The following is a 25,821-nucleotide window of genomic DNA, read 5'->3' on the forward strand; positions in this document are numbered from 1 at the left end:
ATTCCATCAGGGAGCGTTGTGGTCATCGAATCGACATGGCTTTCTGCTAGAGTATCCTTGTCAAGACTGGCATAATTGGTTTTATCGTTCTTGCCTCGGCAGGAAAACCCCTATTTTCCAACGGTAACTTTAATTTAAGAATGTGAATTGGCCATGCTGATTTTTGAATCCTCACGTCCAGGTCGCCACCCTCGCACCCAAGCCCCCAAGGCGGCTGCCCCCACCGATTTACCGGCGCAATTTCTGCGGCGGCAGCCCCCGGCATTGCCCGAGGTCTCCGAATTGGATGTGGTGCGCCACTATACCCGCTTGTCCCAGAAAAATTTTTCCATTGACACCCATTTTTACCCCCTCGGCTCCTGCACCATGAAATACAACCCCCGGGCCTGCCACACCCTGGCCAGCCTACCGGGGTTCCTGGAGCGGCATCCAGCCACGCCGGAAGCCATGAGTCAGGGTTTTCTGGCGTGCCTCTATGAGCTGCAAACGATCCTCGCTAAGATGACGGGAATGCAGACCATGAGCTTGGCGCCCATGGCGGGGGCCCAGGGAGAATTTAGCGGGGTCGCGATGATCCGCGCCTACCATGAAGCCCGGGGCGACCAAGCACGGTGTGAGATGCTGGTCCCCGATGCCGCCCACGGGACCAACCCCGCCACGGCCACCATGTGCGGTTTTCGGGTACGGGAAATCCCCACCAATGCGGCAGGGGACGTGGATTTGGAGGCGTTACGCAAGGCCTTGGGGCCCCAAACAGCGGGAATCATGCTCACTAACCCCTCCACCCTAGGGATATTTGACCGCAACATTAAAGCCATTGCCGAGAGCGTCCATGAGGCGGGAGGGCTGCTTTACTATGACGGGGCCAATCTGAACGCCATTCTCGGCAAGGTCAAGCCGGGAGATATGGGGTTTGATGTCATCCACCTTAATCTCCATAAAACCTTCGCTACCCCCCATGGCAGTGGCGGCCCAGGGGCTGGTCCGGTGGGCGTGGGCGATAAATTGCTGCCCTTCCTCCCCGTTCCCCGGGTGGAGCGGGCTGAGGATGGCCGCTTCCATTGGCTGACCGAAGAAGACTGCCCCCAAACCATCGGCCCCCTTTCCGCCTGGATGGGGAATGCGGGCGTCCTGCTGCGCGCCTATATTTATATCCGCTTGCTGGGCCTGGAAGGCATGCAACGGGTCGCGGATTTTTCCGCCCTCAATGCCAATTACCTGGCCAAACGGATGGCCGAGGCAGGGTTTGATCTGGCTTACCCGGAGCGCCGTGCCGGCCATGAATTTGTGGTCACCCTTAAGCGCCAAGCCAAAGAGCTAGGGGTCACCGCCACGGATTTCGCCAAGCGCCTGTTGGATTTGGGGTTTCACGCGCCGACCGTTTATTTTCCTCTCCTGGTGCCAGAGTGCCTGCTCATCGAGCCGGCGGAGACGGAAAGTAAGCAAACCCTGGATGCTTTCGTCGCGGCCATGGCGCAGATTGCCCAAGAAGCCCAAGAGGATCCAGAGCAGCTCAAGGAGGCCCCCCGCAAGTTACCGGTACGCCGCCTTGATGAAGTCAGAGCCGCACGGGAGCTGGATCTCATCTGGAAGCCCGCCCCCCATGACTAAGCCAATGCCCCCGAAAGATGAAGGCCTCCGCCATTTGTTTTTGGCGGCAGGCTACTCTTTCAAAGGCTTTCGGGCAGCCCTCGACGAACCCGCTTTTCGCCAGGAATTGCTGCTATTGCTGGTGGGGGGGCCCCTCGGCCTATGGCTCGGTGAAACCGGAATAGAACGGGCCCTGCTGGTCGGCAGCTTATTGTTGGTGCTGATTGTCGAACTGCTCAATTCTGCGGTGGAGGCGGTGGTGAACCGAGTCAGCTATGAGCATCATATTCTTTCCGGGCGGGCCAAGGATTTAGGCTCCGCCGCCGTCTTTACCAGCCTGGTTTTGGCCGCTTTCGTGTGGCTCTCCATTCTCCTCTGAGTGGTTTATCGTGCGCATGGCGCACGCTACTTGGTAGGCTTTTTTACGCGGGGTAGCGTGCGCCGTGCGCACGAGGAGGCGCTCAGCCAATCGTTGTGGGTGAGGCTTTGGGGGACGCATGCCGCCGTGCTCACGAGGAGGCGCTGCTTAAAAAACTGGATACCCGCTTTTCCAAGCAATGCAACGAAGAAGGGAAAAAAATGACAGCTTTAATTTGCGGTTCTTTCGCCTACGACACCATTATGGTGTTCCATGACCGATTTAAAAACCACATCCTCCCCGACAAGGTCCATATCCTCAATGTTTCCTTTCTGGTACCGGAGTTACGGCGGGAGTTTGGCGGTTGCGCTGGCAACATTGCCTACAATTTAAAATTACTCCAAGGGGACCCTTTGCCCATGGGGACGGTAGGCGGCGACTTTGGCCCTTATCAAAAATGGCTGGACCAGGAGGGTATTTCCCGCCGGCATATCCGCCTGATTGAAGAGACTTACACCGCCCAGGCTTTCATCACCACGGATATGGACGATAACCAGATCACCGCTTTTCATCCGGGGGCGATGAACTTCGCCCATGAGAACCGGGTTCAGGATGCGGCCGGGGTCACCATCGGAATCGTCGCCCCCGATGGCCGTGAGGGGATGATTGAGCATGGGCAACAATTCCAGGAGGCCGGAATCCCGTTTATCTTCGATCCGGGACAAGGACTGCCCATGTTCACTGGGGAGGAGTTGCTAAAATTCACTCATCAGGCCACTTGGATTACCCTCAATGATTACGAAGCCCAGCTGTTTCAGGAACGAACGAGGCTTTCCGCCCAGCAACTGGCCGAGCGGGTCGATGCCTTGATCATTACCCAAGGGGCAGAAGGCTCCACCATCCACACCCAGGGGCAATGCCTCCACATTCCCGCCGCTAAAGCCACAACCCTCGCCGATCCCACCGGTTGCGGGGATGCCTACCGGGCTGGCTTGCTTTACGGGCTTTCCCAACAAATGGACTGGGAGATAACGGGCCGTATTGCCTCCCTGATGGGCGCCATTAAAATCGAGCACCATGGCACCCAGAACCATCGCTTCGAGCTCACGGAATTTTGGCATCGTTTCGAGGAAAACTTCGGCTACCGGCCCTGATCCGCCAAATGGGCTTCAAAAGCCGCCTGCCGGGTCAGCGGTGGCGAGCAAGTGTGGCCGCTACAGACATAAGCGGCCACCCCCTCCCCCTGGGGGCGGTATTCCCCCAATTGTCCCAATAAATCCCGGGCTCCCGTGGGAATCGCCAGGCTCACCCGCCGGGGCGCGTATTCCCCGGTGGCGATGGCCTGCCAGGATCCCATGGTTTCCTCAGGGCCCCGCAAAATGATCACTTGGGGGGGATAGAGCCATTCTTCCAGGGCCTTGAGTAAGCTGCAATGGGCATGGGGGGTATGCTGAATACTGGCCCAGCTAGCCTTTAGGGTGCGCTCTGCCGCCTTCAAATACCGCATTTCTCCCAGCAAATGCCCCAATCGTTGCAAACTCCAGGCGAGCACCCCGTTTCCCGCCGGGGTGGCATTATCCATTAAGGGCACGGGACGGTGGATGAGGGTTTCATGATCATCGGCAGTGAAATAAAACCCCCCTTGGGCCGGGTCCTCAAAATGGGCTAATGCCGCCTCGGCAAGTTCAACCGCAAAGGCCAAATCCCCCTCGCGCCAGCGGGCTTGGAGTAATTCCAGCAGGGCATCCAGGAGAAAGGCATAATCGTCTAGATAGCCTGGGTGCTGGGCCCGCCCATCCTTGTAACTGACCAGCAGGCGACCGTTCTGCCACAGATGCCCACGCACAAAATCCAAGGCCCGCTCGGCAGAGGCAATGAAAGCGGGCTCCGCCAACGCCTGCCCGGCAGCGGCCATGCCCTTGATCATCAGGCCATTCCAAGCGGTCAGGATTTTATCGTCCCGCCCCGGGCGGATGCGCTCTTCCCGGGCGGCAAACAACTTTTGCTTGGCAGTGGCCAGCTTCTCTTCTAGGATCTGGGGCGATAAATTCAGCTCCTGGGCTAGAGCCTCGGGGGTTGTCGCCCCATATAAATGCCAATGACCTTCAAAGTTCGCCGGTTGATCAAGGCCAAAATAGCGGGCCACTAGCCGGTATTCATCCTCTTCCAAGCATGATCGCACCTGCTCCCGGGTCCAAATATAGAATTTTCCCTCCTGACCCTCAGAATCCGCATCCAGGGAGGAATAATACCCCCCTTCAGGGGACTGCATTTCACCCATGGCCCAGTGGCCGGTCTCCTCCAAGGCCTGCCGGCAACGTTCACTACCCCAGAGCTCATAGGCGTCGGCATAGAGGGCCAGCAATTGGCCATTGTCGTACAACATTTTCTCAAAATGGGGGATTCGCCACTGGCTATCCACCGCATAGCGGCAAAACCCGCCCCCCAAGTGATCGTAGATTCCCCCCCGGGCCATTTGCTCAAGGGTGAGACGAGCCAAGTCAAAAGCCTTTTGCCGCGCCTCCTCCGGCAAGTGTTCCCCCCGGGCGTCGCGCAGGCAGCGCTCGATGCTACTTGGATTGGGAAATTTAGGGGCCCCCTTAAACCCGCCATAGCGGGGATCGAAGGATTGGACTAATTGTTGCTGGGCGGCCTTTAGGGGCGCCGGCCCCAGCCTATCGGCCTCTACCGCTGAAGTTCGCGTATCCAGATCCTCAAAGGCGGCTAGCAAGCGGCTATTCTGGGATTGGATTTCCTCCCGGTGGGCATGAAAATATTCGGCTATCCGTTCCAGCAAATCCTTAAAACTGGGTAAGCCATGTCGCCCTTCCGGGGGAAAATAAGTACCCCCGAAAAAGGGAATTTGATTATCCGGTTCCAGGAACATGGTCAGGGGCCAGCCACCGGGGCGGCCGGTCAGCATTTGCTGGGCCAATTGATAAATCTGATCGAGATCCGGCCGTTCCTCCCGGTCAACCTTAATGTTGATGAAATGCTTATTCATCACGGCCGCGATTTCAGGACTTTCAAAAGACTCATGGGCCATGACATGGCACCAATGACAAGCAGAATAACCAATGGAAAGCACAATGGGTTTATCCTCACGGCGAGCCCGTGCTAACGCCTCTTCGCCCCAGGGATACCAGTCCACAGGGTTATCTGCGTGTTGCAGCAAATAGGGACTGGTTTCCCCCTGTAAGTGGTTCTTAGCTGATGGATTTGGCATAGGACACATTCCCACATAAATTCCGAGTCATTCTCTCCACTATAGGCTATGCATGAGGTTTCGTGAACTACCGGCCGCCCAATCAAAGCTGTCGATGGAGAATTCCGAAGCGCCATCGTGCGTTACCGCTATATTGCCTAAATGGTAAAATCCGCCTTAAGTACCTATGAATAAAATATGAGGTGTTTTAGGAGCGAGCCGGAGGTGTTCCGCAAACCCGTTTTTTCTCCCTGAAAAAAGGGTTGGATGCGCGCCCTCCCTGGCGCGCCCCCTGAGGGGCCTCCTCCGGATGTCCCGATTCGCTCCCGGCGAATCGGTGTGGGGACTTCCCTGTCCCCTGGCTCCACGCCACCGGCTCGCTCCAGGAATACTGCAAAACTTTTACTGAGATACTTAAAACCCCGTAAGTCCAGAGAGAGTTCCTAAAATCCCGTGCAGGACACCATAGAACTGAACACCACCCTTCCTCCCGAATTGGCGGGAAAACGTCTTGATCAGGCCCTGGCCTGCGTTTTCCCCGCCTATTCCCGTAGCCGCCTCCAACAATGGATCAAACAGGGGCAGGTCAAGGTGAATAATGCCCTGGCACGCCCTCGAGATACGGTTCGAGGGGGGGAATGGGTGGTACTCGTTGCTGAAACGGAGACGGCAGTGGTTTGGCAAGCCCAACCTCTGCCCCTGGAGATTGTTTACGAGGATGAAGCGATCATTGTGGTCAACAAGCCTGCTGGCCTGGTGGTGCATCCGGCGGCGGGTAATCGCGACGGCACCCTCGTCAATGCCCTATTAAATCATGCCCCGGAGCTGGCAGAAATCCCGCGGGCGGGGATCGTCCATCGCTTGGATAAAGATACCAGCGGCCTACTGGTGGTCGCCCGGACCCTTGCCGCCCATCATGGGCTGGTGCAGCAATTACATGCGCGCCAGGTCACCCGTCAATACCGCGCCATTGTGGTCGGGGTCATGACCGGAGGGGGAACCATCAAAGCCCCTATTCACCGTCACCCAGTGGACCGCAAACGAATGGCGGTAGTCCCCACAGGAAAACCCGCCATCACTCACTACCGGGTATGGGCCCGTTTCCGGGCCCATACGGATGTGGCATGTCGCCTGGAAACAGGCCGGACTCATCAAATCCGAGTCCATTTGGCCCATAGTGGCTATCCTCTACTGGGGGACCCCGCCTATGGGAAACGTCTGCATATTCCTAGGGAGAGCGGAGAAGAACTGACCACGGCCTTGCGTCATTTCAAGCGTCAAGCCCTGCATGCCGCCCGCTTGGGTTTGCTTCATCCGCAAAGGAAGCAGGCAATGAGCTGGGAAGCCCCCCTGCCCGAGGATATGAGCACACTTCTGGCCTTGCTTGAACAGGATCGGCAACGCCATGCCCATTGATTTCTTTGTGAGCTTAGTGCCTTTGTGGTGATCTCATGAATTATCCAGGCTAACCCACCTCAAGGGCTAATTTGCCTATCATCCCCCCTTGCTCCAGCAAACGGTGGGCCGCCGCCGCCTCCTCCAAGGGAAAGGTCTGGCGGAGGTGGAGAGATAGATGCTCGGAATCGAACAGCTCAGCACAGCAGCGCAGGATATCCGCCTGATGTTCCAAGGCAGAAGCAAGGCCCAGATGCATGGGGGTAAGCATCAATTCCAAGCTAAAACGAAGATTGCGCGTTCGCGCCGTACTCCAATTCATATCGGCGCTTGGCTGTAAAGTGGTCACTAAATCCCCATAAATGGCCACCGCTTCGCAGCTTTTTTCAAAGGTCCCTCCTCCCACGGTATCAAACGCTACCTCGATCCCTTTGCCCTCAGTCCATTCCATAATGGCTTCCACAAAATCCGTTTCGCGATAATTGATAACATAGTCCGCTCCCAGAGAGCGAACGAACTCCCCTTTCTCTTCGGAACCCACGGTGGTACAGACCCGAGCACCGGCCCGTTTGGCCAATTGAATGGCCACATGACCTACGCCTCCCGCGCCGCCGTGAACCAGCACCGTGTGTTCCGGCTGGATGCGGGCGCGATCGTGCAACGCCTCCCAAGCGGTAATTAATACCAGCGGAGCCGCCGCCGCTTCAAGGAAGGATAGGGATTTTGGTTTTTTGGTGATGGAGCGATAGCTTACGGTGACATATTCTGCATAATTTCCTTGTGGACCACCAATTCCCCCGAAGCAGAAATAAACCTCATCTCCTTCTTTGAAATTTTTAACTTCCGCCCCCACAGCTTCCACCGTTCCCGCTCCATCACAGCCGAGAATGGTGGGAGAGCGGTCTGGGTAGAAAGTACCGCGAGTGCGCAACTTGGCATCCACAGGATTAATTCCCGCCCCTTTGAGGCGAACCAGAACCTCATCGGGCCGCTGGATGGCGGGCTTTGGCAATTCTTGCAATTGCAAGACTTCCGGTCCGCCCGCTGCCGTCATCACTATTCCTTTCATTTTTCTAACCTAATACCGCCATGCATAGCCCCATTAAAGCGCCGGGAAAGATGCCCAACCCCAGTAAGGCCAGGCCATTGGCGCTCATGCCCCAACGCAGACCGGCCCCGCCTTCTAGGGAAGCAGTTTCCGTGGGGCTATCGAAGTACATGAACTTCACTACCCGAAGATAATAGAAAGCCCCAATCACGGAAAACAGCACCGCCGCCACCGCTAGCCAAATCAAGCCCTCATTCACAATGGCCATAATGACTGCCCATTTGGCATAAAAGCCTACGGTAGGCGGAACACCGGCCATGGAGAACATCAGAATAAGCATCATGAAGGCAAACCAGGGGCTGCGCTCGTTCAACCCTTTGAAATCCTCTAGCCGATCCGCTTCAAAACCCGCCCGGGAGAGAAGGATAATCATGCCAAATCCCCCTAGACTCATTAAAGCATAGACCAGAACATAAAACATGGCTGAAGCGTAGCCTTCACCCGTACCTGCCAAAATGCCTAGGAAGAGAAAACCCACATGGGAAATGGTGGAATAGGCCAGCATGCGTTTGAGGTTGCTTTGGGCAATGGCGACAAGGTTACCCAGGGCCATGGAAAGCACGGCAAGAATGATCAGCATATCCTGCCAGTGGGCCTGCACCCCGCCCAGGGCTTCCACCAATAGGCGCATGAACATGGCAAAGGCCGCGATTTTGGGGGCCGTACCAAGATAGAGGGTCACTGCCGTGGGCGCCCCATGATAAACATCCGGCAACCACATGTGGAAAGGCACGGCGCCAAATTTAAACGCGAGACCGACCACGATGAAAACAACCCCAAAGACCAACACTTGGCTACTGCCGCCTCCTTCCCGGATGGTCTCCGCCACAGCGGCCACATGGAGATCGCCGGTGGCGCCGTAGATCATCGACATGCCGTATAACAACATGCCTGAAGCCAAAGCACCCAACACAAAATATTTCATGGCCGCTTCGGTGGCCCAACTGTTATCCCGGCGCAAAGCCACCATGGCGTACTGACTGAGGGAAAGCAGCTCCAAACCTAAATAAAGGACCAAAAAGTGGTGGGCCGAAGCGAGGACCATCATTCCCAACATCCCAAAAAGGCCCAGCACATAGTATTCGCCCTTATCCAGGTCTCTCGCCTGTAGATAGCTGCGGGAATAGAGAAATACCGCGAAAACAATTAAATAAATAAATAGTTTTAAGGTATCGCTCAGGGGATCCTTAATGTAGCTGCCACTAAAAGTGATACTTTGGGAGGAAAAATCTGAATAATAAAAGGTCAGTAGCGCAACGATGATAAGAGTTAATTGAGTCAGTCTATAGGCGATTTTGCCACTTTGCTCACCACTATAAGCCACGGCTAACAAAAGTACGCAGCCCATGATAAGGACAAATATCTCTGGTAACGCAGGCAGAAAAGCCGGTATATCGAAATTCATCGTGTCACTTCTTTCAAATACAAGGGGAAGCGAAAATCGCAGCCCACTATTAAACCAGTTTTGATGCCGCCATCTGGGACAGCAGATGTTCTATGGAAGCATGCATCACTTCCAGCAGGGGTTGGGGCCACACGCCCAGCAACAACACCGCTGCGGCCAACGATCCCAACACCAGAAATTCCCGTGAGTTAAGGTCCTTCAAAGCCGCCACATTATCATTAGCGACCTCGCCGAAGACCACCCGCTTCACCATCCAAAGGCTATAGGCAGCACCCAAGATAAGCGTCATTGATGCCAAGAAGGCATACCAAAAATCGGCCTGAAAAGCACCCAGAATAACCAAGAACTCACCGACAAAACCGGAGGTCCCTGGCAAACCGGCATTGGCCATGGCAAACAAAACCATAAAGGAGGCAAAGACCGGCATGGTATTGACCACACCGCCATAATCCTTAATCATTCGGGTGTGCATCCGGTCATATAAAACCCCAACACACAAAAACATCGCCGCAGAAACGAGGCCATGGGAGATCATCTGTACCAACGCCCCCTCTAGACCCATAACGGCTCCTTCACCTTCAACACCCCGAGCAAAAATAACAAAAGCAATAAATAGTCCCAGGGTTACAAACCCCATATGGGCGATACTGGAGTAGGCGATAAGTTTCTTGAGATCTTCCTGCACCATCGCCACCAAACCGATATACACCACCGCAATGAGGGAGAGGGCAATAATGAGCCAATTCAACGCCAGGCTCGCATCGGGGGCAATTGGCAAGCTAAACCGCATAAAGCCATAGGCGCCTATTTTCAAAGTAATCGCGGCCAATATCACCGATCCCCCCGTCGGTGCTTCCACGTGGGCATCGGGCAACCAAGTATGCACCGGCCACATGGGCACCTTCACCGCGAAGGCAAGCAAAAAAGCCAAAAATAGCGCGACTTGAGCCTGCATTCCCAAGGGTGCCTGATGAAATTCCAATATGGAAAAGCCATCGGTAACACTGCGCAAATAGAGCAGCGCCAGCAGGAGAAAAACAGAGCCTAAAAAAGTATAAAGAAAGAACTTAAGGGTCGCATAGATTCGGTTTGGCCCCCCCCAAATTCCAATAATCAAAAATAAGGGAATTAACATCCCCTCAAAAAAGACATAAAACAGCACCCCATCTAGGGCCGCAAAAACACCATTCATGAGCCCTTCCATTATCAGGAAGGCAGCCATATATTGCGCCAGCTTGTGCTGGATAACCTGCCAACCGGCTATCACTACCAGTACGGTGGAAAAGGTGGTCAGGATGATGAGCGGCATAGAAATGCCATCCACCCCGAGATGGTAATACACCTTGAAGGTTTCAATCCAAGCAGCCTTCTCTTGAAATTGCATGGCAGCCGTGGTGGTATCAAAGCCCGTGTATAACGACCAGCTCACCACAAAGCTCAATCCTGAAACCCATAGTGCCAGCCAACGAACACGATCTACCCGGTTACCCATGGCCAATACTAGGAGGCCTCCTAGAATGGGCATCCAGATAACCAGGGAGAGAAGTGGCAATCCAGAAAACATTCCCTAGCCCCCGTAAATAACAAAACCGCCGATAAAAAGAAGCAATCCTAAAATCATGGCAAAGGCATAATGGAATAGGTAACCGGATTGCACATAACGAACTATCTTGGCTATAGCTCCCACCATTCGCGCCGTTCCATTGACGATCAAGCCGTCAATCAATACTCGGTCTCCAAACTGGTAAAGCATCGAACCGGTACGGCGCGCTCCACCTGCAAAGACAATTTCATTAAAGCGATCAAAACCATATTTATTGTTTAAGGCCCAATAAATCAGGCCCAAGCGCGCCTGCAGTTGCTCCGGCAGTTGGGGCCGAACGAGATACAAATACCAAGCCGCCACCACGCCAGCCATGGCTAGGGCAAAGGGAGCCCCCTGAAAGCCATGGAGGGCAAAAGCCATTGCCCCATGAAATTCAGCCCCTACCGCCGCCAGTACATCGTGTGCCGGTGAAACCACAACTGCCTCAGCAAAAAAGCCGCCAAACAAGATCGGCTCAATATAAAAGCCTGCAACCACCGAGGGTATGGCCAACAATATCAGGGGAGCGGTGACTACGGCCGGGGATTCTTTTAAGTGTTCTTGGGTATGGTGATCCATCCGTTCCTTACCATGAAAGGTGAGAAACAGCATCCGAAAGGTATAAAAGGCGGTGATAAATACGCCGGAAAGCACCATCACGTAAGCAAAACCAGCTCCCGGAAGCTCGGAAGCATGGACGGCTTCAATAATGGAATCCTTGGAGAAAAACCCAGAAAAACCTGGAAAGCCGATCAGCGCCAACGCCCCCAACATGGAGGTCCAATAGGTAATGGGCATATATTTTTTAAGCCCACCCATTTTGCGCATATCCTGCTCGTGGTGCATGGCAATAATAACGGAACCTGCCCCCAGGAAGAGCAACGCCTTAAAAAAGGCGTGAGTCATGAGATGAAACATCCCCGCCGCGTAAGCGGAAACACCCAGGGCGACCGTCATATATCCTAGCTGCGACAAAGTGGAGTAAGCGATCACCCGCTTGATGTCATTCTGAACAATACCTATCAGCCCCATGAAAAAGGCGGTAATGGCCCCAATGATGAGAATCACGCTCAGTGCGGTCTCGGACATTTCGTAGATCGGCGACATCCGGGCGACCATAAAAATACCCGCGGTCACCATGGTCGCCGCATGGATAAGCGCCGAAATGGGGGTAGGGCCTTCCATGGAATCAGGCAACCAGACATGCAAGGGGACCTGTGCCGATTTCCCCATGGCGCCAATGAACAGCAAAATGCCTATTACGGTAAGCACCGACCAGGCAGCATCCGGCCAGAGAGCAATGGTTTCCGCCGCCAGCGTAGGAACCGCGGCGAATACTTCCGTGTAAGCCAAGCTGCCCGTATACATCAGCACGCAGGCAATCCCCAGCAAAAAGCCAAAATCCCCCACCCGGTTCACCAAAAAGGCTTTAAGGTTGGCGTAAATAGCAGATTCCCGCTTATACCAAAAACCTATCAACAGATAGGACACCAACCCCACCGCTTCCCATCCAAAAAAGAGCTGGAGGAAATTGTTCGCCATGACCAGCATGAGCATGGAAAAGGTGAACAGGGCAATATAGCTAAAAAAGCGCTGATAGCCCGGATCATCCGCCATGTAGCCGATGGTATAGATGTGCACCATTAAAGAGACAAAAGTCACCACCACCATCATTAAGGCGCTTAGGCGATCAATCAGGAAACCAACTTCCAAGCGCAGCTCGCCAATGGCAGCCCAAGTGTAGACGGCTTCATTATAGGTGACCCCATCCACAACCACCTGCTTAAACACCATCAAGGATAACAGGAACGCAATCGCCACACCGGCAATCGTGACCCGATGGGACCAACGGCGCCCAATTTTTTTCCCAAATAAACCGGCAGTGACACTGCCGATTAAAGGCGCAAGCACAATTCCAAGAGTTTGGGCTTCCATCATGCTTAGCCCTTCAAATTATCCAAATCACCCACATTAATGGTCTGTCGATTGCGGAATAAGACCACCAGGATCGCCAAACCAATAGCGCTCTCTGCCGCAGCGACTGTCAGTATGAAAAAGACAAAAACTTGACCGGCCATATCTTCTAAAAAATGAGAGAAGGCCACAAAGTTCATGTTAACCGCCAGTAGCATGAGTTCAATGGACATCAAAAGAATGATGATATTTTTCCGATTGAGAAAAATTCCCGCGACAGAGAGGCAAAACAATAATGCCCCTAAAATCAAAAAATCTGATAATGCAATCATTTTTGGTTTAATTTGTTTTTTGGGTCTTTTCGGCAGCCATCTTGACCAATCTAACTCGATCTTGACGCCGTACCCGTATCTGCTGTACTGGGTCCTGAGCCTTGCTGGTACGACGCCGTAAAGTTAGCGCAATAGCCGCAACAATAGCCACCAAGAGGATGACCGAAGCCAATTCGAAGGGGTAAACGTAAACGGTATAAAGCAGATTACCTAGCTCTTTCGTATTGCTGTAGTCAGGCCCCTGGGGGGGAGGTGAAGTGAACTGTTCAAGGCCAAAATTTTCTGCCCCCAGTACCGCCACCATTTCAAAGGCAATTAGCGCTGCCACTAGAAACCCTACCGGCAAGTATCGGGCAAAACCCTCCCGCAGGGGGGCAAGATTGATGTCCAACATCATGACCACGAACAAGAACAACACCATTACCGCGCCAATATAAACCAGCACCAGGACAATGGCTAGAAACTCGGCTTCGAGCAAAAGCCAGATAGCGGCACTGGTAAAAAAAGCCAAGACTAAAAACAAGGCTGCTCGCACAGGATTGCGGACAGTGATAACCATGGTCGCCGCAAACAGCAAAATGGCGGCGAAGCTGTAGAATAGGATCTTTTCCATGGGTAGCTCGGGACTCTACACTAGGTTAACGGTAGGGTGCATCAGCGGCCCTATCGGCAGCAATCTGGGCTTCGTACTTGTCACCAAGCGCCAATAACTGCTCTTTATGGAGGATGTGCTCGCCCCGCTCTTCAAAATGAAAATCAAGAACCCGAGTCTCCACAATAGAATCAACTGGGCAAGATTCCTCGCAAAAGCCGCAATAAATGCACTTGAAAAGATCAATATCATAAAGCGTCGTACGCCGAGTCCCATCTTCCCGCTGTTCGGAATCAATGGTGATGGCTAAAGCAGGACAAACCGCTTCACAGAGCTTACAAGCGATACAACGCTCTTCGCCATTGGGATAACGACGCAACGCATGGAGACCACGAAATCGGGGTGATTGAGGCGTCCGTTCCTCCGGGAATTGGACCGTTACTTTTCTTGAGAACAAATAACGCCCCGTCAACTTAAGACCAAGCAACAATTCCCAAAGTAGAAAACTTTTAAAATACGAACGCAGGGTATTCATAATGATTACTCTTTACGCAAACCAGGGGCCTAACTGAGCGACCCGCGCACCTCCTACTACCAGCAACCAAACAATAGTAATAGGAATAAATACCTTCCAACCGAGACGCATGATTTGATCGTATCGGTAACGAGGGAAAGTGGCCCGCATCCAAAGATAAAAGAATAAGAATATCGCCGTCTTGATTAGGAACCAGACAATACCGGGCACCCCTTCAAAGGCGGCTTCCAGCGGGGTTCCCTGAAAGGGGGACAGCCATCCACCTAAAAACATCAAAGAGGCGAGCGCCGATATCAGGATCATCTCGATGTATTCAGCAAGGAAAAACAAGGCAAAAGCCATGCCGGAATATTCTACATGGAAACCGGCGACGATCTCCGATTCCCCCTCTGCAACATCGAAAGGAGCCCGATTGGTCTCGGCTACCCCCGAAATAAAATAAATTAGAAGCAAGGGGAATAAAGGTAGCCAGAACCAGTGCCATAAACCGCCCTCCTGGGCCTGGACAATCTCGCCAAGATTAAGGCTGCCACCGGCGATCAGTACCCCCACCAGGGCAAAGCCCATGGCGATTTCATAGGCGACGACTTGAGCCGCAGAACGCATGGCTCCCAGAAAAGCATACTTAGAATTAGAAGCCCAACCCGCCAAAATCACACCATACACACTCATAGAACCAATGGCGAGAATATAAAGCAGGCCAGCATTGATATCCGCCAGCACTAGATGGGCGTCAAAGGGGATCACCGCCCAAACGGCAAGGGCAGGAGCAATAGCCAGCACCGGCGCCAACAAAAATAGAAACCGATTGGCGCTTGCCGGAATAATAATTTCCTTAAGAAGGAGCTTAACGGTATCCGCAATAGGCTGCAGCCAACCGCGGGGGCCAACGCGATTCGGTCCCACCCGAACTTGCATATAGCCAATGATTTTCCGCTCAGCAAAAGTCAACCAAGCGACCGTTAATATCAACGGCGTCACGATAGCCGTGATTTTCATGAGAATCGAAAATACAGAGTCCATCATACCCCTACTCCGTCCCAGAGACCTTAATCGGCGCAAATGACGCCCCCAAAGCGGCGGCCTCTGCAAAACCGGCGGCTAAGCGCAGACATCCCTCTGCCACGGAGTCATCAATCACAAGGGGCAAAGTGACTTGCGCACCCCCCTGGCTAACTCGAACCCGCTTAGCGCCACTTAGACCGAGTCGAGAGGCGTCGGCACTATGCATATAAGCTCGCCGAGCGGCCAGGCCATCCGGAGTTTCCTGCAATACTTGGCTGCGCCGAACCAATCCGTCCGTGCCATAAATAGCCACTTCCGCGATCCGCACTAGCTCACCGTTATCCTTGGTATGCCCAAAGTCAAGGGATTCTGGACGCCACGGGCTTATCCCCGGGGGCTTGATGGCATTCTCGATTTGACCACGCAGCTCATCATGGATCTCTTCAGAGGAAAGGTAATCGAATCCTGGGATCTGCAATATATTGGCAAGGACTCGCAACACTTTCCAAGCGGGGCGCGCCTCTCCCGGTGGGCTGACTGCTCCAGAAAAACTCTGCCAGCGACCTTCCGCATTGACATAAGCTCCCGAGGTCTCAACAAAGGTTCCGATAGGCAATAACACATCGGCGTACTCAAGCATGGCAGGGCTGCGAAAAGCCGTTAAGGAAACCACAAAGTCCGCATTCCCCAAGGCCTTCTGAGCCAACAGCGGGTTGGCACAGTCGAATTCAGGCTCAACGGCCAACAGTAGAAAACCGCGGAGATCCCTTTCCAACATGGCCTGCCCATGGAGCCCTCGCACCGGCAAACGACCGCCACCGGGCCCGCGATGGGGAAGGGCACCGGCCAAAGCCGCCCCTACCCCATTACCCCCAGAGGGGAAAAACCCCAATTGGCATCCACTCAGCTCACCGACCAAACCCGCCAAGGCTCGCAGCACGGACAAATCAGGATGCCCTTCTGCCAATCCCCCTAGGAAAACCCGTCCGCGCAAAGCATTAGCCAACTGATCGGCCATTGCCTGCTCCGTCTCCGAAGGCTGAATATCGGCCAATAGAGAAGCCCACCCGGCCTCCAAGGCCTCCCCCCGGCTCTCCGCCAAGCTCTTAGCAATGCCCGCCAGGGCACGAACCATACCCTCAGGTCCTGTAATCACCTTCTCCGCGACGGGGAAATGCATTGGATAATCCACGGGATTAATAAACATCAGGGCCGCGCCCTGAAGGGCTGCTTTGCGAAAGCGCACCCCAAATAAAGGTTGTTCTTTTTGAACGTTGGCCCCCACGATTAGAATGCAGTCCGACTGCTCCATTTCTTCAATAGTGCAGCCCAGAGGTGCAGTCTGTGGTTCAGATTCCTGGTCACGAAAATCTTGTCGGCGCAGGCGATGATCAACATTATTACTATGCAGACCCCGCATCAATCTCTGAAATAGATAGAGTTCCTCCACGGTCGCGCAGGGAGAGGCAAGGCCCCCTAATTGAGTACTCCCCGCATCTTCAGCAACCCGCTGAAGCCCCTTGGCGGCTGCTTCCAGGGCTTCTTCCCAGTCACTTTCCTGCCACTGACCCTCCCGCTTAACCAGCGGCCGGTGTAACCGCTCTTTATGGGCTAGTCCGTGGCAGCTATAGCGATCCCGATCGGCAATCCAGGTTTCATTGACCGCTTCGTTATCCCGCGGAACAACACGCATCACTTCATTGCGCCGTACATGCAGCTCAATGTTGGTGCCCACACTATCATGGGGGGAAATAGCAGGGTGCCCAATCATTTCCCAAGCCCGTGCCCGGTAGCGAAAAGGCTTGTCTGTCAGCGCTCCCACGGGGCAGAGGTCAATCACATTCCCTGACAATTCCGATACCAAGCTGTGCTCAATATAAGTGCCAATCTCCATGTGCTCACCACGGCCCGTCGCTCCCAGTTCCTTAATACCGGCAACCTCTTGACCGAAGCGAACACAGCGGGTGCAGTGAATACAGCGCGTTAAGTCGGTTTGAATCAGCGGGCCAATGTCCTTGTCTTTCACCACCCGCTTACGCTCGGTAAAGCGGGAGATATCATTGCCATAGTCCATGGCCAGATCTTGTAACTCGCACTCGCCCCCTTGATCACAGATAGGACAATCCAAAGGATGGTTAATCAACAAGAACTCCATCACTCCCTTCTGCGCCGCAATGGCGCGGGGTGAATCGGTAAATACCTTCATCCCATCCGCCACTGGGGTAGCGCAAGCAGGCATAGGCTTTCTAGCTTTCTCGACCTCTACCAAACACATCCGACAATTGGCAGCGATCGACAACTTTTTGTGATAGCAGAACCGAGGGATGTAAATGCCAGCCTCATCAGCCGCCTGGATGACCATCTTCCCGGCTTCTACGTGGAACTCAGTGCCATCAATCTCAATCTTGACCATTCCCGGTTTCATCTCCTAAGACACGCTTCCGACTAAACACCGCTTATGGTCGATGTGATATTGAAACTCATCTCGGAAGTGTTGGATAAAGCTTATGACCGGCGCTGCCGCAGCATCCCCCAAAGCACAAATGGTATGACCATCAATGTTCTGGGCTACATTGACCAATTTGTCCAAATCCTCTTGTGTCCCCTGGCCGCGCTCAATGCGGCGGACCACCCGATACAACCAACCTGTGCCTTCCCGACAAGGCGTGCATTGGCCACAGGATTCTTCATAATAAAAAGCCGAGATCCGCTCTAGGGCCCGCACCATGCAAGTGGTCTCATCCATGATGATGACTGAGCCTGCACCCAACAGGGAGCCAGCCTTAGCGAGGGAATCGTAATCCATATTCGCCGCCATGATAGCTTCTGCAGGCATTACCGGTACCGAGGTCCCCCCTGGAATAACCGCCTTCAGGGCATTCCCATTACGCATCCCGCCTGCCAGTTCCAATAAATCTTTGAAGGGCGTTCCCATGGGCACTTCGTAATTACCCGGTCGGTTCACATGACCGGAAACGCTAAAGATTTTGGTGCCGCCGCTGGTCGGTGTCCCTAACTTCAAAAACCACTGGCTTCCCTTCTCCAAAATTACCGGCACCGAAGCCAAACTCTCGGTATTATTAATGGTCGTAGGCCGACCATAAAGACCGAAGCCAGCAGGAAACGGCGGCTTATAGCGGGGCATGCCTTTCTTCCCCTCTAGGGATTCCATCAAAGCCGTCTCTTCGCCACAGATATAAGCGCCGGCACCGGGATGGGTGTAGAGATCAAAGTCGATCCCCGAACCCAAAATATTCTTGCCTAACAAGCCGGCCTCATAGGCTTCTTCTAAGGCAGCTTCACAGCGTTCGATGGGCTCGGCAAACTCACCCCGGATATAGTTGTAACCGACTGTTGCGCCAATGGCATAGCCGGCGATGGCCATCCCTTCAATCAATTGGTGAGGATTGTAACGCATGATATCCCGGTCTTTGAATGTACCTGGTTCCCCCTCATCCGAATTACAAAGGAGATACTTGATGCCGGATAAATTCTGGGGCATAAAACTCCATTTCAGCCCCGTTGGGAAGCCTGCCCCGCCGCGACCTCGAAGACCAGAAGCCTTGACTTCTTCAATGATTTTGGAAGGTGGAGTCTTTTCTTTCAGGATCCGCCTCCAAACTTTATATCCCCCCACTTTGAGATAGTTTTCCAATCCCCAGGGAGGATCAAGATCCAGGGTGCGAAAACAGACTTGATTGAGAGCGATCATTTCAGGGCCTCAAGGATTTGATCGATCTTTTCCGGAGTCAGATTTTCATGGTAGGTCCGCCCCACCATCATCATAGGGGCGCCGCCACAGGCGCCTAGGCATTCCACTTCTTTAATCGTGAAGCGCCGATCTGGGGTTGTTTCTCCGAAACCAATCCCCAACCGCTTCCGCAAATGAGCTATCACTTGATCAGAACCGCAAAGCTGACAAGAAATATTGGTGCAAACAGAGAGTTTATGACGTCCAACAGGCTTTAACTCAAACATGGAATAGAAGGTTGCCACCTCACAAACACTGATAGCAGGCATTTCCAAATATTCGGCGACCGCACCCACGAGTTCATTGGTTAAATAACCCCCATTAGCCGCTTGAACAATATGCAACGCCGGAATGACCGCAGATTGTTTCTGTCCAGGGGGGTATTTCGCAATCCAATGATTGATTTGTTGGCGTACCTCTGCGGAGAGAAGGTTCTCCTCTTCTTCCAATTTTTTCAAATTCTCCTTTTCCAGTTGCCCTAGGCTCACCGATCAATCTCCCCAAAAACAATATCCATCGTTCCAATAATGGCGACTACGTCGGCAAGCATGTGGCCCTGCACCATTTCATCCATGGCTGCTAAATGGGCAAACCCCGGCGCTCGAACTTTAAGCCGGTAAGGTTTATTGGCCCCATCCGAGATGAGATAGACCCCAAATTCACCTTTAGGCGCTTCTACCGCCGCATACACTTCACCTTCCGGGACACAATACCCTTCAGTAAACAACTTAAAGTGGTGAATCAACGCCTCCATATCATCTTTCATCTCCTCCCGCGGAGGGGGGGCGACTTTATAGTTGCCCACCATGACCGGACCTGGATTTTTTCGCAGCCAATCCACGCACTGCTGGATAATGCGATTGGATTGGCGCATTTCTTCCACCCGTACTAAATAGCGGTCATAACAATCCCCATTGACTCCCACGGGAATATCAAAATCCAGCTGATCATAGACGGCGTAGGGCTGCTTTTTCCGTAAGTCCCACTCTACCCCCGAACCCCGCAGCATGGGACCTGTAAACCCCAACTGGAGGGCCCGCTCAGGCTCTACCACGCCAATGCCCACGGTACGCTGTTTCCAAATTCGGTTATCCGTCAGCAGGGTTTCGTACTCATCCACATAGGTAGGAAAACGAGCACTAAAATCCTCAATAAAATCAAGCAATGAACCCCGCCGATTCTGATTAAGCGCCGCTATTTCTTTTTCATCATGCCACTTGGAAGGCTGATATTGGGGCATCGTCTCCGGCAAGTCACGATAGACCCCGCCGGGGCGGTAATAAGTCGCATGCATGCGGGCCCCCGAAACGGCTTCATAGCAATCCATGAGGTCTTCCCGCTCACGAAAACAGTATAAAAATACGGTCATGGCGCCAATATCTAGCCCGTGAGCCCCTAACCACATGAGATGGTTAAGAATACGGGTGATCTCATCAAACATCACCCGAATATACTGGGCCCGCAACGGCGGCTCGATTCCAAGGAGCTTTTCAATAGCGCTCACATAGCCGTGCTCGTTGCACATCATGGACACATAGTCCAGTCGGTCCATATAACCGATACTCTGATTAAATGGCTTGCTTTCGGCCAGCTTTTCCGTAGCTCGATGCAACAGACCCACATGGGGATCAGCTCGCTGGATGACCTCTCCATCCATCTCTAGCACTAACCGCAAAACCCCATGGGCCGCCGGATGTTGCGGGCCAAAATTAAGGGTGAAATTTCGGATCTCAGCCATGTTCGCCCTCGCCCTCAGTAGCCTTCACTTGATAACGGTGATCGTCACGAATAACCCGAGGGACTAGCACTCGAGGTGCGATACTTACAGGCTCGTAAATGACTCGCTGCTGCTCTAGATCGTAACGCATCTCCACGTTACCAATTAGAGGGAAGTCCTTGCGGAAAGGATGGCCAATAAAACCGTAATCCGTCAAAATACGGCGTAGATCAGGATGACCATCAAATAAAATCCCAAAAAGATCGAAGGCCTCACGCTCAAACCAGTTGGCCGACGCCCAAAGTTCGCTCACCGAAGGAGCAACCGGAACCTCCTCTTCCACAAAGGTTCGCACCCGCAGGCGCCAATTATAGTGAATGGAAAGGAGATGAGTGATGACGGCAAAACGCCGCCCGTTCCAAGTATGCTCCTGGTGTTGCCTGCGCTCTACAGCACGGCCAAAACCCTGGTTCGTGGCCCTCTTCGTCTCCCAATCGCTAAGGCCATACTCCAGGTAGTCCACGCCACACAAGTCAATTAACTGCTCAAAGGCAAAGTCATCTTCATCCCGCAGTGCTTTGCAGACAGCAAAATAGGATTCACGAGGGACCTGAACCGTGAGTTCCCCACGATCAAGGCGACAGGAGCTTATTTCACCTTCGAAGCGGCGTTCAATACGCTCCCGTAATTCCATCACGCCGGTAGCCATAACTATTTAAGTTCCTACACTTATCGGGCAATCGTATAATTACGTTTTATCTTTTTCTGTAGTTGGATAATACCGTAGAGCAAAGCCTCAGCAGTCGGAGGACAACCGGGAACATAAATATCAACCGGCACAATACGGTCACAGCCCCGAACTACAGAATAGGAGTAATGATAATAGCCACCGCCGTTGGCACAAGACCCCATAGAAATCACCCAGCGGGGCTCTGACATTTGGTCATACACCTTTCTCAGGGCAGGCGCCATTTTATTCACCAGGGTACCAGCGACAATCATGACATCAGACTGGCGCGGACTAGGGCGAAAAACAACGCCAAAGCGGTCCAAATCATAGCGGGAGGCTCCCGCATGCATCATCTCCACCGCACAACAAGCAAGCCCAAAAGTCATCGGCCAAAGGGAACCGGTTCGAGCCCAGTTGACAAGCTTGTCGGCAGTAGTGGTCACGACCCCACGCTCTAGTACACCCTCTATTCCCATTCCAAGGCCCCCTTTTTCCATTCATAGACAAACCCGGCCACCAAAATGGCTAAAAAAACAACCATTGAGAAGAAGCCAAACAGGCCGATATCATCTAGAACCACGGCCCATGGAAAGAGAAAAGCAATTTCCAGATCGAAAATAATAAATAGGATCGCCACCAGATAGTAACGGACATCGAATTTCATGCGCGCATCTTCGAATGCCTCAAATCCACATTCATAAGGGGAGAGCTTCTCGCGGTCGGGGCGGTGCGGCGCTAAGCTAAACCCGAGAAACATCATGACACCGCCCATGACTAAGCCAACAATAATAAATATTAAAACAGGAATATAATTCTCAAGCATAATTTAGACTGTGCGGAGTGCCGTTACAGCGGCGCGAAAGACCATCTCATCGGTTCTACTTTCCATGATCATGGATTTATTACGAGAACCGCGCTCTGTATCAGTGTATCAGAATATGGTGCCGATGGCCGGAGTCGAACCGGCACGGGTTTCCCCACTGCCCCCTCAAGACAGCGTGTCTACCAATTCCACCACATCGGCGATGCGGTAACTTCTATTGCTCAGACGGTGCGGGCTCAAGTGGCAGCGCGGGAACATCTGATGCTGCTGGAGCCTCAGAGGATTCAGCCTTCTTTTTCTCTTTTTGGTCAGCTTCTGATTGCTGAGCACCTTCAGAGAATTTATCTTCAGCCGCCTCATCTTTAGGCAAAGGGGGAATCACCATATCCTCATCAGCTACAATCCTTGGCTCTACAGTTTGCGTCACACTGGCTGTTTGCGGCTCTCGTACAGAAAAATAGGCCAAAGATAAGCTTGTAATAAAGAATACTGCTGCCAATATACCACTGGCTCGGGTAAGAAAATTGGCCGAGCCACGCGCTCCGAAGACTGTGGCCGAAGCGCCACTACCAAAAGCAGCACCCGCGTCAGCCCCTTTGCCATGCTGTATAAGCACTAAGCTGACTAACGCTATGGCGACTAAAATATGAAAAACCAATAATACGCTATGCATGATCTCTACTTAGCCTGCCGCTTGGCAGATTGTCAAGAATTCCTCGGCATTCAATGAGGCCCCGCCAATCAAACCCCCATCGATATCGGGCATTGACAATAATTGCGTCGCATTGTTCCCCTTAACACTGCCACCATAGAGGATAAGTAATTCCTCAGCTACGCTGGAACTCTGTGCGGCCACATGGGAACGGATAAGTCCATGAACCTCTTGGGCTTGCTCGGGGGTTGCGGTACGGCCAGTACCAATAGCCCATATGGGCTCATAGGCGATAACGGCTTTACTCAAAGCACTGACGCCGATCCGCTCCAAAACAGCATCTAGCTGACGTTTCACTACCTGCTCGGTAACATCCTGTTCGCGCTCTTCCAAGGATTCCCCAACGCAGAGGATAGGGGTAAGCTCTGCCCCCTGGGCGGCGATCACTTTTTCAGCCACAAGGCTATCGGTTTCCCCATACAAAGTGCGCCGTTCAGAATGGCCGACGATGACGAAACGACACCCTAAATCCCTCAGCATAGAAGGGGCAACTTCCCCAGTATAGGCTCCCGCTTCGTGCTGGGATAAATTTTGAGCCCCCCAGCTCACAGCCGACCCTTGGAGCGCGGACGCCGCATCAGCAAGATACACAAAAGGCGGGCAAACCGCCACTTCTGCAGCTACCCCAGCTTCTACTCCCTCACGCACAGAGTCCAACAGGGGACGATTGGTCGCCCGCAAACCATTCATCTTCCAATTACCAACGACTAGGGGTTTACGCACCTAGCACCTCATGTAAGCGTTGATTTAAAACGGCCCGGTAGTCTACTGTAGAAAATTGCAAAAAGCAATTTCATCTGAGCAGGGTTGCTAAATTTATTTAAATTTACTCAGGAGTTCTGGGGGGAATCTCCCAATTGGAAAGCCACCTCTTGGGCAAGTTGCTGGGCCAAGGTATTCACCTGGGATGCATCTCGACCCTCCACCATGACCCGCACCACCGGCTCAGTTCCCGATGGCCGCAGCAAAACCCGCCCTTCTTCCCCTAACTGGTTTTCTATCTCCTTCACGGCACGAGCAACTCCCCCATTGCCATGCAGATCGATGCGCCGTTCGACTCGGACATTGATGAGACACTGGGGATATTTGGTCATCGCAGACTTAAGCTCATGGAGGGAGCAACCCGTAGCCACCATCTCGACCAAGACCTGCAGCGCGGAAACAATACCATCCCCCGTGGTAGTCCGATCGAGGCAGATAATATGTCCTGAAGACTCTCCTCCAAGAGAGTATCCATTGGACTGCAACATCTCTAGGACATAGCGGTCTCCCACTTGGGCCCGCATTAAGGGAATACCTAAAGCAGCTAGCGCTTTCTCTAACCCTAGATTGCTCATTAAGGTGCCCACCACCCCCTCAATCATCCGCTCGGTTCGCTGGCGGGCCCTGGCAATAGTATAAAGTATCTCATCGCCATCGACGATCTCGCCCCGGTGATCAACCATGATGACCCGATCTCCGTCCCCATCTAAAGCAACCCCCACATCTGCTTTACACTCAAGCACTTTGCGTTGGAGGGCTTCAGGGGCAATCGAACCACAACCTTCGTTAATGTTTAAGCCATTGGGAGAAATACCAATGGCAGTAACGTCTGCGCCCATTTCTGCAAAGACCTCAGACGCCACATGATAGGTCGCCCCGTGGGCACAATCGACGACCAACCGTAACCCCGAAAGGTCGACGCTTGCCGGCCCTGTCCCCTTGCAGAACTCGATATAACGACCGGCTGCATCCACCACCCGCTCTGCCTTACCCAAGCGAGAGGAGTCAACTGTCTGCATCGGTCCTTCAAGTTCCTTTTCGATGGCAAGCTCAATTTCATCCAGTAGTTTAGTCCCGGCGCTTGAGAAAAATTTAATGCCGTTATCATAATAGGGATTATGGGAGGCACTGATGACAATCCCTGCTTCAGCATGAAGAGTCCGGGTAAGATAAGCAATCGCCGGTGTTGGCATCGGCCCCAGCAAACGAATATCCACGCCGGCGGCTGAAAGCCCCGCCTGGAGCGCCGATTCAAACATATAGCCGGAAATCCGTGTATCCTTGCCAATCAGAACCTTACTTTGCCGCCCCCGAGCCAAAACCCTTCCCACAGCCCACCCTAAGTGGAGGACAAAGTCTGCAGTAATAGGGCATTCCCCCACTCTCCCTCGTATCCCATCGGTACCAAAGTATTTTTTTTTCATCCTAAAGACTCCCCTTATCCCCTGCCTTTCTGACGCTATCGCAGAGAATCAATGCTTGCGCCGTTGCCCGAACATCATGGGTTCGCACTATAACAGCCCCCTGCCAAACAGCAAGGGCAGCCACAGCCAAGCTACCATAGAGGCGCTCTTCTACGGGTACTTTCAACATTGCTCCAATGAGGGACTTACGGGAAAGCCCCACTAGCACGGGGAAACCCAGCTCACAAATGCGATTAAGGTGCTTGAGGAGCAATAGGTTATGGATAGATTTTTTCCCAAAACCAAAGCCTGGATCAAGAATCAGGCGCTCCCGAGAAATACCCGCCCGTTCACAAGCAACCACTCGCTCTAATAGAAAACCACATACTTCCTTCACCACATCACTATAGACGGGATTTTGTTGCATAGTCTGGGGCTTGCCCTGCATATGCATCAAGCAAATGGGTACCCCCAGCTCACTGGCAGCGGGTAATGCCCCTTCTTCCTGCAGGGCGCTGACATCATTGATTAAGCCTGCACCCGCTGCAACTGCGGCTCGCATCACTTCGGGTTTGCTGGTATCAATGGACAGGGGAACAGGCAATGCTTGGCTAAGTGCCTCAATAATAGGAATAACCCGGCGCAATTCTTCTTCTAGGGGGACAGGGGTGGCGCCAGGGCGGGTGGATTCACCACCGATGTCAATAATCGCAGCCCCCTCTTCCACCATCTGGTGTGCCCGCTGAAGTGCCTGTTCTAAAAGCAGATACTTGCCACCATCAGAAAAGGAGTCAGGGGTGAGATTGAGGATTCCCATAACCTGGGGGCGATTAAGATCGAGAACCTTGCCCCCACAATCAAGAGAGAGCGGCAGGGGCGATGAGCAATATGCCATCGGT

24 protein-coding genes and 1 tRNA gene are annotated in these 25,821 nt (G+C 53.2%); 4 read left to right on the forward strand and 21 right to left on the reverse strand.

Features of this window, described 5'->3' with window-relative positions:
• Positions 1 to 153 precede the first annotated feature (153 nt).
• The 3 genes from gcvPB (at position 154) to E3U44_RS02840 (ending at position 3,102) form a co-directional block, all read left to right on the forward strand.
• Positions 154 to 1,611 (forward strand): aminomethyl-transferring glycine dehydrogenase subunit GcvPB, encoded by a 1,458-nt coding sequence (gcvPB, locus tag E3U44_RS02830; RefSeq protein WP_134356572.1) that lies wholly within the window; start codon positions 154 to 156, stop codon positions 1,609 to 1,611.
• Positions 1,604 to 1,969: a diacylglycerol kinase gene (locus tag E3U44_RS02835; protein WP_240761704.1), complete on the forward strand. Its 366-nt coding sequence runs from the start codon at positions 1,604 to 1,606 to the stop codon at positions 1,967 to 1,969. The genes gcvPB and E3U44_RS02835 overlap by 8 nt, the downstream gene beginning before the upstream one ends.
• Before the next feature lie 200 nt (positions 1,970 to 2,169).
• A complete protein-coding gene (locus E3U44_RS02840; RefSeq protein WP_134356573.1) occupies positions 2,170 to 3,102 on the forward strand; it encodes a carbohydrate kinase family protein in 933 nt (310 codons plus the stop codon).
• On the opposite strand, the gene E3U44_RS02845 is transcribed toward E3U44_RS02840, so the two are convergent.
• On the reverse strand, positions 3,090 to 5,174 hold the full coding sequence (locus E3U44_RS02845) for a thioredoxin domain-containing protein (RefSeq protein WP_134356574.1): 2,085 nt from the start codon (positions 5,172 to 5,174) through the stop codon (positions 3,090 to 3,092). The genes E3U44_RS02840 and E3U44_RS02845 overlap by 13 nt on opposite strands.
• A 432-nt stretch (positions 5,175 to 5,606) precedes the next feature.
• On the opposite strand from E3U44_RS02845, the gene rluD reads away from it, so the two are divergent.
• Positions 5,607 to 6,569 (forward strand): 23S rRNA pseudouridine(1911/1915/1917) synthase RluD, encoded by a 963-nt coding sequence (gene rluD, locus E3U44_RS02850; protein WP_134356575.1) that lies wholly within the window; start codon positions 5,607 to 5,609, stop codon positions 6,567 to 6,569.
• 49 nt (positions 6,570 to 6,618) lie between these two features.
• Here rluD and E3U44_RS02855 read toward each other — a convergent pair whose 3' ends face one another.
• From E3U44_RS02855 to folP, 20 genes are all read right to left on the reverse strand, one after another.
• A complete protein-coding gene (locus tag E3U44_RS02855; protein ID WP_134356576.1) occupies positions 6,619 to 7,617 on the reverse strand; it encodes a zinc-dependent alcohol dehydrogenase family protein in 999 nt (332 codons plus the stop codon).
• Positions 7,618 to 7,621: 4 nt separating this feature from the next.
• Positions 7,622 to 9,061, reverse strand: a complete 1,440-nt coding sequence (gene nuoN, locus E3U44_RS02860; RefSeq protein WP_134356577.1) for an NADH-quinone oxidoreductase subunit NuoN — start codon at positions 9,059 to 9,061, stop codon at positions 7,622 to 7,624.
• 49 nt (positions 9,062 to 9,110) lie between these two features.
• Positions 9,111 to 10,625, reverse strand: a complete 1,515-nt coding sequence (locus E3U44_RS02865) for an NADH-quinone oxidoreductase subunit M (protein WP_134356578.1) — start codon at positions 10,623 to 10,625, stop codon at positions 9,111 to 9,113.
• Between the two features lie 3 nt (positions 10,626 to 10,628).
• Positions 10,629 to 12,581, reverse strand: coding sequence for an NADH-quinone oxidoreductase subunit L (nuoL, locus tag E3U44_RS02870; RefSeq protein WP_134359643.1), 1,953 nt, complete (start codon positions 12,579 to 12,581; stop codon positions 10,629 to 10,631).
• A 5-nt stretch (positions 12,582 to 12,586) separates the two neighbouring features.
• Positions 12,587 to 12,892: an NADH-quinone oxidoreductase subunit NuoK gene (gene nuoK / locus E3U44_RS02875; RefSeq protein WP_134356579.1), complete on the reverse strand. Its 306-nt coding sequence runs from the start codon at positions 12,890 to 12,892 to the stop codon at positions 12,587 to 12,589.
• A 7-nt stretch (positions 12,893 to 12,899) separates the two neighbouring features.
• Positions 12,900 to 13,505, reverse strand: coding sequence for an NADH-quinone oxidoreductase subunit J (locus E3U44_RS02880; RefSeq protein WP_134356580.1), 606 nt, complete (start codon positions 13,503 to 13,505; stop codon positions 12,900 to 12,902).
• 25 nt (positions 13,506 to 13,530) lie between these two features.
• The gene (gene nuoI / locus E3U44_RS02885; RefSeq protein ID WP_134356581.1) at positions 13,531 to 14,019 is read right to left on the reverse strand and encodes an NADH-quinone oxidoreductase subunit NuoI; all 489 of its coding nucleotides are present in this window, start codon (positions 14,017 to 14,019) and stop codon (positions 13,531 to 13,533) included.
• A 12-nt stretch (positions 14,020 to 14,031) separates the two neighbouring features.
• Positions 14,032 to 15,045, reverse strand: a complete 1,014-nt coding sequence (gene nuoH, locus E3U44_RS02890) for an NADH-quinone oxidoreductase subunit NuoH (RefSeq protein ID WP_134356582.1) — start codon at positions 15,043 to 15,045, stop codon at positions 14,032 to 14,034.
• A gap of 4 nt (positions 15,046 to 15,049) precedes the next feature.
• On the reverse strand, positions 15,050 to 17,437 hold the full coding sequence (gene nuoG, locus E3U44_RS02895; RefSeq protein ID WP_134356583.1) for an NADH-quinone oxidoreductase subunit NuoG: 2,388 nt from the start codon (positions 17,435 to 17,437) through the stop codon (positions 15,050 to 15,052).
• 15 nt (positions 17,438 to 17,452) lie between these two features.
• A complete protein-coding gene (gene nuoF / locus E3U44_RS02900) occupies positions 17,453 to 18,736 on the reverse strand; it encodes an NADH-quinone oxidoreductase subunit NuoF (RefSeq protein WP_134356584.1) in 1,284 nt (427 codons plus the stop codon).
• Complete coding sequence (nuoE, locus tag E3U44_RS02905; RefSeq protein WP_206054874.1) at positions 18,733 to 19,263, reverse strand: NADH-quinone oxidoreductase subunit NuoE; 531 nt, start codon at positions 19,261 to 19,263, stop codon at positions 18,733 to 18,735. Before nuoE ends, nuoF begins: the two co-directional genes overlap by 4 nt.
• Entirely contained in the window at positions 19,260 to 20,513 is a 1,254-nt protein-coding gene (locus E3U44_RS02910; protein ID WP_134356585.1) for an NADH-quinone oxidoreductase subunit D, read from the reverse strand. Before E3U44_RS02910 ends, nuoE begins: the two co-directional genes overlap by 4 nt.
• Positions 20,506 to 21,201 carry an NADH-quinone oxidoreductase subunit C gene (locus E3U44_RS02915; RefSeq protein ID WP_134356586.1) on the reverse strand — a complete coding sequence of 232 codons (696 nt, stop codon included), beginning with the start codon at positions 21,199 to 21,201 and terminating at the stop codon, positions 20,506 to 20,508. The genes E3U44_RS02910 and E3U44_RS02915 overlap by 8 nt, the downstream gene beginning before the upstream one ends.
• A gap of 20 nt (positions 21,202 to 21,221) precedes the next feature.
• Complete coding sequence (locus E3U44_RS02920; protein WP_134356587.1) at positions 21,222 to 21,698, reverse strand: NuoB/complex I 20 kDa subunit family protein; 477 nt, start codon at positions 21,696 to 21,698, stop codon at positions 21,222 to 21,224.
• Complete coding sequence (locus tag E3U44_RS02925) at positions 21,689 to 22,045, reverse strand: NADH-quinone oxidoreductase subunit A (protein ID WP_134356588.1); 357 nt, start codon at positions 22,043 to 22,045, stop codon at positions 21,689 to 21,691. Before E3U44_RS02925 ends, E3U44_RS02920 begins: the two co-directional genes overlap by 10 nt.
• Positions 22,046 to 22,161: 116 nt before the next feature.
• Positions 22,162 to 22,246 (reverse strand) — tRNA-Leu (locus tag E3U44_RS02930).
• A gap of 13 nt (positions 22,247 to 22,259) precedes the next feature.
• Entirely contained in the window at positions 22,260 to 22,718 is a 459-nt protein-coding gene (secG, locus tag E3U44_RS02935) for a preprotein translocase subunit SecG (protein WP_134356589.1), read from the reverse strand.
• Between the two features lie 9 nt (positions 22,719 to 22,727).
• Positions 22,728 to 23,480, reverse strand: coding sequence for a triose-phosphate isomerase (gene tpiA, locus E3U44_RS02940; RefSeq protein ID WP_134356590.1), 753 nt, complete (start codon positions 23,478 to 23,480; stop codon positions 22,728 to 22,730).
• A gap of 107 nt (positions 23,481 to 23,587) precedes the next feature.
• Positions 23,588 to 24,943, reverse strand: coding sequence for a phosphoglucosamine mutase (gene glmM / locus E3U44_RS02945; protein WP_134356591.1), 1,356 nt, complete (start codon positions 24,941 to 24,943; stop codon positions 23,588 to 23,590).
• 1 nt (position 24,944) lies between these two features.
• Complete coding sequence (gene folP / locus E3U44_RS02950) at positions 24,945 to 25,817, reverse strand: dihydropteroate synthase (RefSeq protein WP_134356592.1); 873 nt, start codon at positions 25,815 to 25,817, stop codon at positions 24,945 to 24,947.
• Positions 25,818 to 25,821 lie beyond the last annotated feature (4 nt).

It is taken from the genome of Nitrosococcus wardiae, from assembly GCF_004421105.1.
In the GTDB taxonomy this organism is placed as follows: domain Bacteria; phylum Pseudomonadota; class Gammaproteobacteria; order Nitrosococcales; family Nitrosococcaceae; genus Nitrosococcus; species Nitrosococcus wardiae.

What these genes read in the sequence shown, in the direction of transcription:
- gcvPB (WP_134356572.1), top strand. Translation starts at nt 154, where the DNA reads ATGCTGATTTTTGAATCCTCACGTCCAGGTCGCCACCCTCGCACCCAA.
- E3U44_RS02835 (WP_240761704.1), top strand. Translation starts at nt 1,604, where the DNA reads ATGACTAAGCCAATGCCCCCGAAAGATGAAGGCCTCCGCCATTTGTTT.
- E3U44_RS02840 (WP_134356573.1), top strand. Translation starts at nt 2,170, where the DNA reads ATGACAGCTTTAATTTGCGGTTCTTTCGCCTACGACACCATTATGGTG.
- E3U44_RS02845 (WP_134356574.1), bottom strand. Translation starts at nt 5,174, where the DNA reads ATGCCAAATCCATCAGCTAAGAACCACTTACAGGGGGAAACCAGTCCC.
- E3U44_RS02855 (WP_134356576.1), bottom strand. Translation starts at nt 7,617, where the DNA reads ATGAAAGGAATAGTGATGACGGCAGCGGGCGGACCGGAAGTCTTGCAA.
- nuoN (WP_134356577.1), bottom strand. Translation starts at nt 9,061, where the DNA reads ATGAATTTCGATATACCGGCTTTTCTGCCTGCGTTACCAGAGATATTT.
- E3U44_RS02865 (WP_134356578.1), bottom strand. Translation starts at nt 10,625, where the DNA reads ATGTTTTCTGGATTGCCACTTCTCTCCCTGGTTATCTGGATGCCCATT.
- nuoL (WP_134359643.1), bottom strand. Translation starts at nt 12,581, where the DNA reads ATGGAAGCCCAAACTCTTGGAATTGTGCTTGCGCCTTTAATCGGCAGT.
- nuoK (WP_134356579.1), bottom strand. Translation starts at nt 12,892, where the DNA reads ATGATTGCATTATCAGATTTTTTGATTTTAGGGGCATTATTGTTTTGC.
- E3U44_RS02880 (WP_134356580.1), bottom strand. Translation starts at nt 13,505, where the DNA reads ATGGAAAAGATCCTATTCTACAGCTTCGCCGCCATTTTGCTGTTTGCG.
- nuoI (WP_134356581.1), bottom strand. Translation starts at nt 14,019, where the DNA reads ATGAATACCCTGCGTTCGTATTTTAAAAGTTTTCTACTTTGGGAATTG.
- nuoH (WP_134356582.1), bottom strand. Translation starts at nt 15,045, where the DNA reads ATGATGGACTCTGTATTTTCGATTCTCATGAAAATCACGGCTATCGTG.
- nuoG (WP_134356583.1), bottom strand. Translation starts at nt 17,437, where the DNA reads ATGGTCAAGATTGAGATTGATGGCACTGAGTTCCACGTAGAAGCCGGG.
- nuoF (WP_134356584.1), bottom strand. Translation starts at nt 18,736, where the DNA reads ATGATCGCTCTCAATCAAGTCTGTTTTCGCACCCTGGATCTTGATCCT.
- E3U44_RS02910 (WP_134356585.1), bottom strand. Translation starts at nt 20,513, where the DNA reads ATGGCTGAGATCCGAAATTTCACCCTTAATTTTGGCCCGCAACATCCG.
- E3U44_RS02915 (WP_134356586.1), bottom strand. Translation starts at nt 21,201, where the DNA reads ATGGCTACCGGCGTGATGGAATTACGGGAGCGTATTGAACGCCGCTTC.
- E3U44_RS02920 (WP_134356587.1), bottom strand. Translation starts at nt 21,698, where the DNA reads ATGGGAATAGAGGGTGTACTAGAGCGTGGGGTCGTGACCACTACTGCC.
- E3U44_RS02925 (WP_134356588.1), bottom strand. Translation starts at nt 22,045, where the DNA reads ATGCTTGAGAATTATATTCCTGTTTTAATATTTATTATTGTTGGCTTA.
- secG (WP_134356589.1), bottom strand. Translation starts at nt 22,718, where the DNA reads ATGCATAGCGTATTATTGGTTTTTCATATTTTAGTCGCCATAGCGTTA.
- glmM (WP_134356591.1), bottom strand. Translation starts at nt 24,943, where the DNA reads ATGAAAAAAAAATACTTTGGTACCGATGGGATACGAGGGAGAGTGGGG.
- folP (WP_134356592.1), bottom strand. Translation starts at nt 25,817, where the DNA reads ATGGCATATTGCTCATCGCCCCTGCCGCTCTCTCTTGATTGTGGGGGC.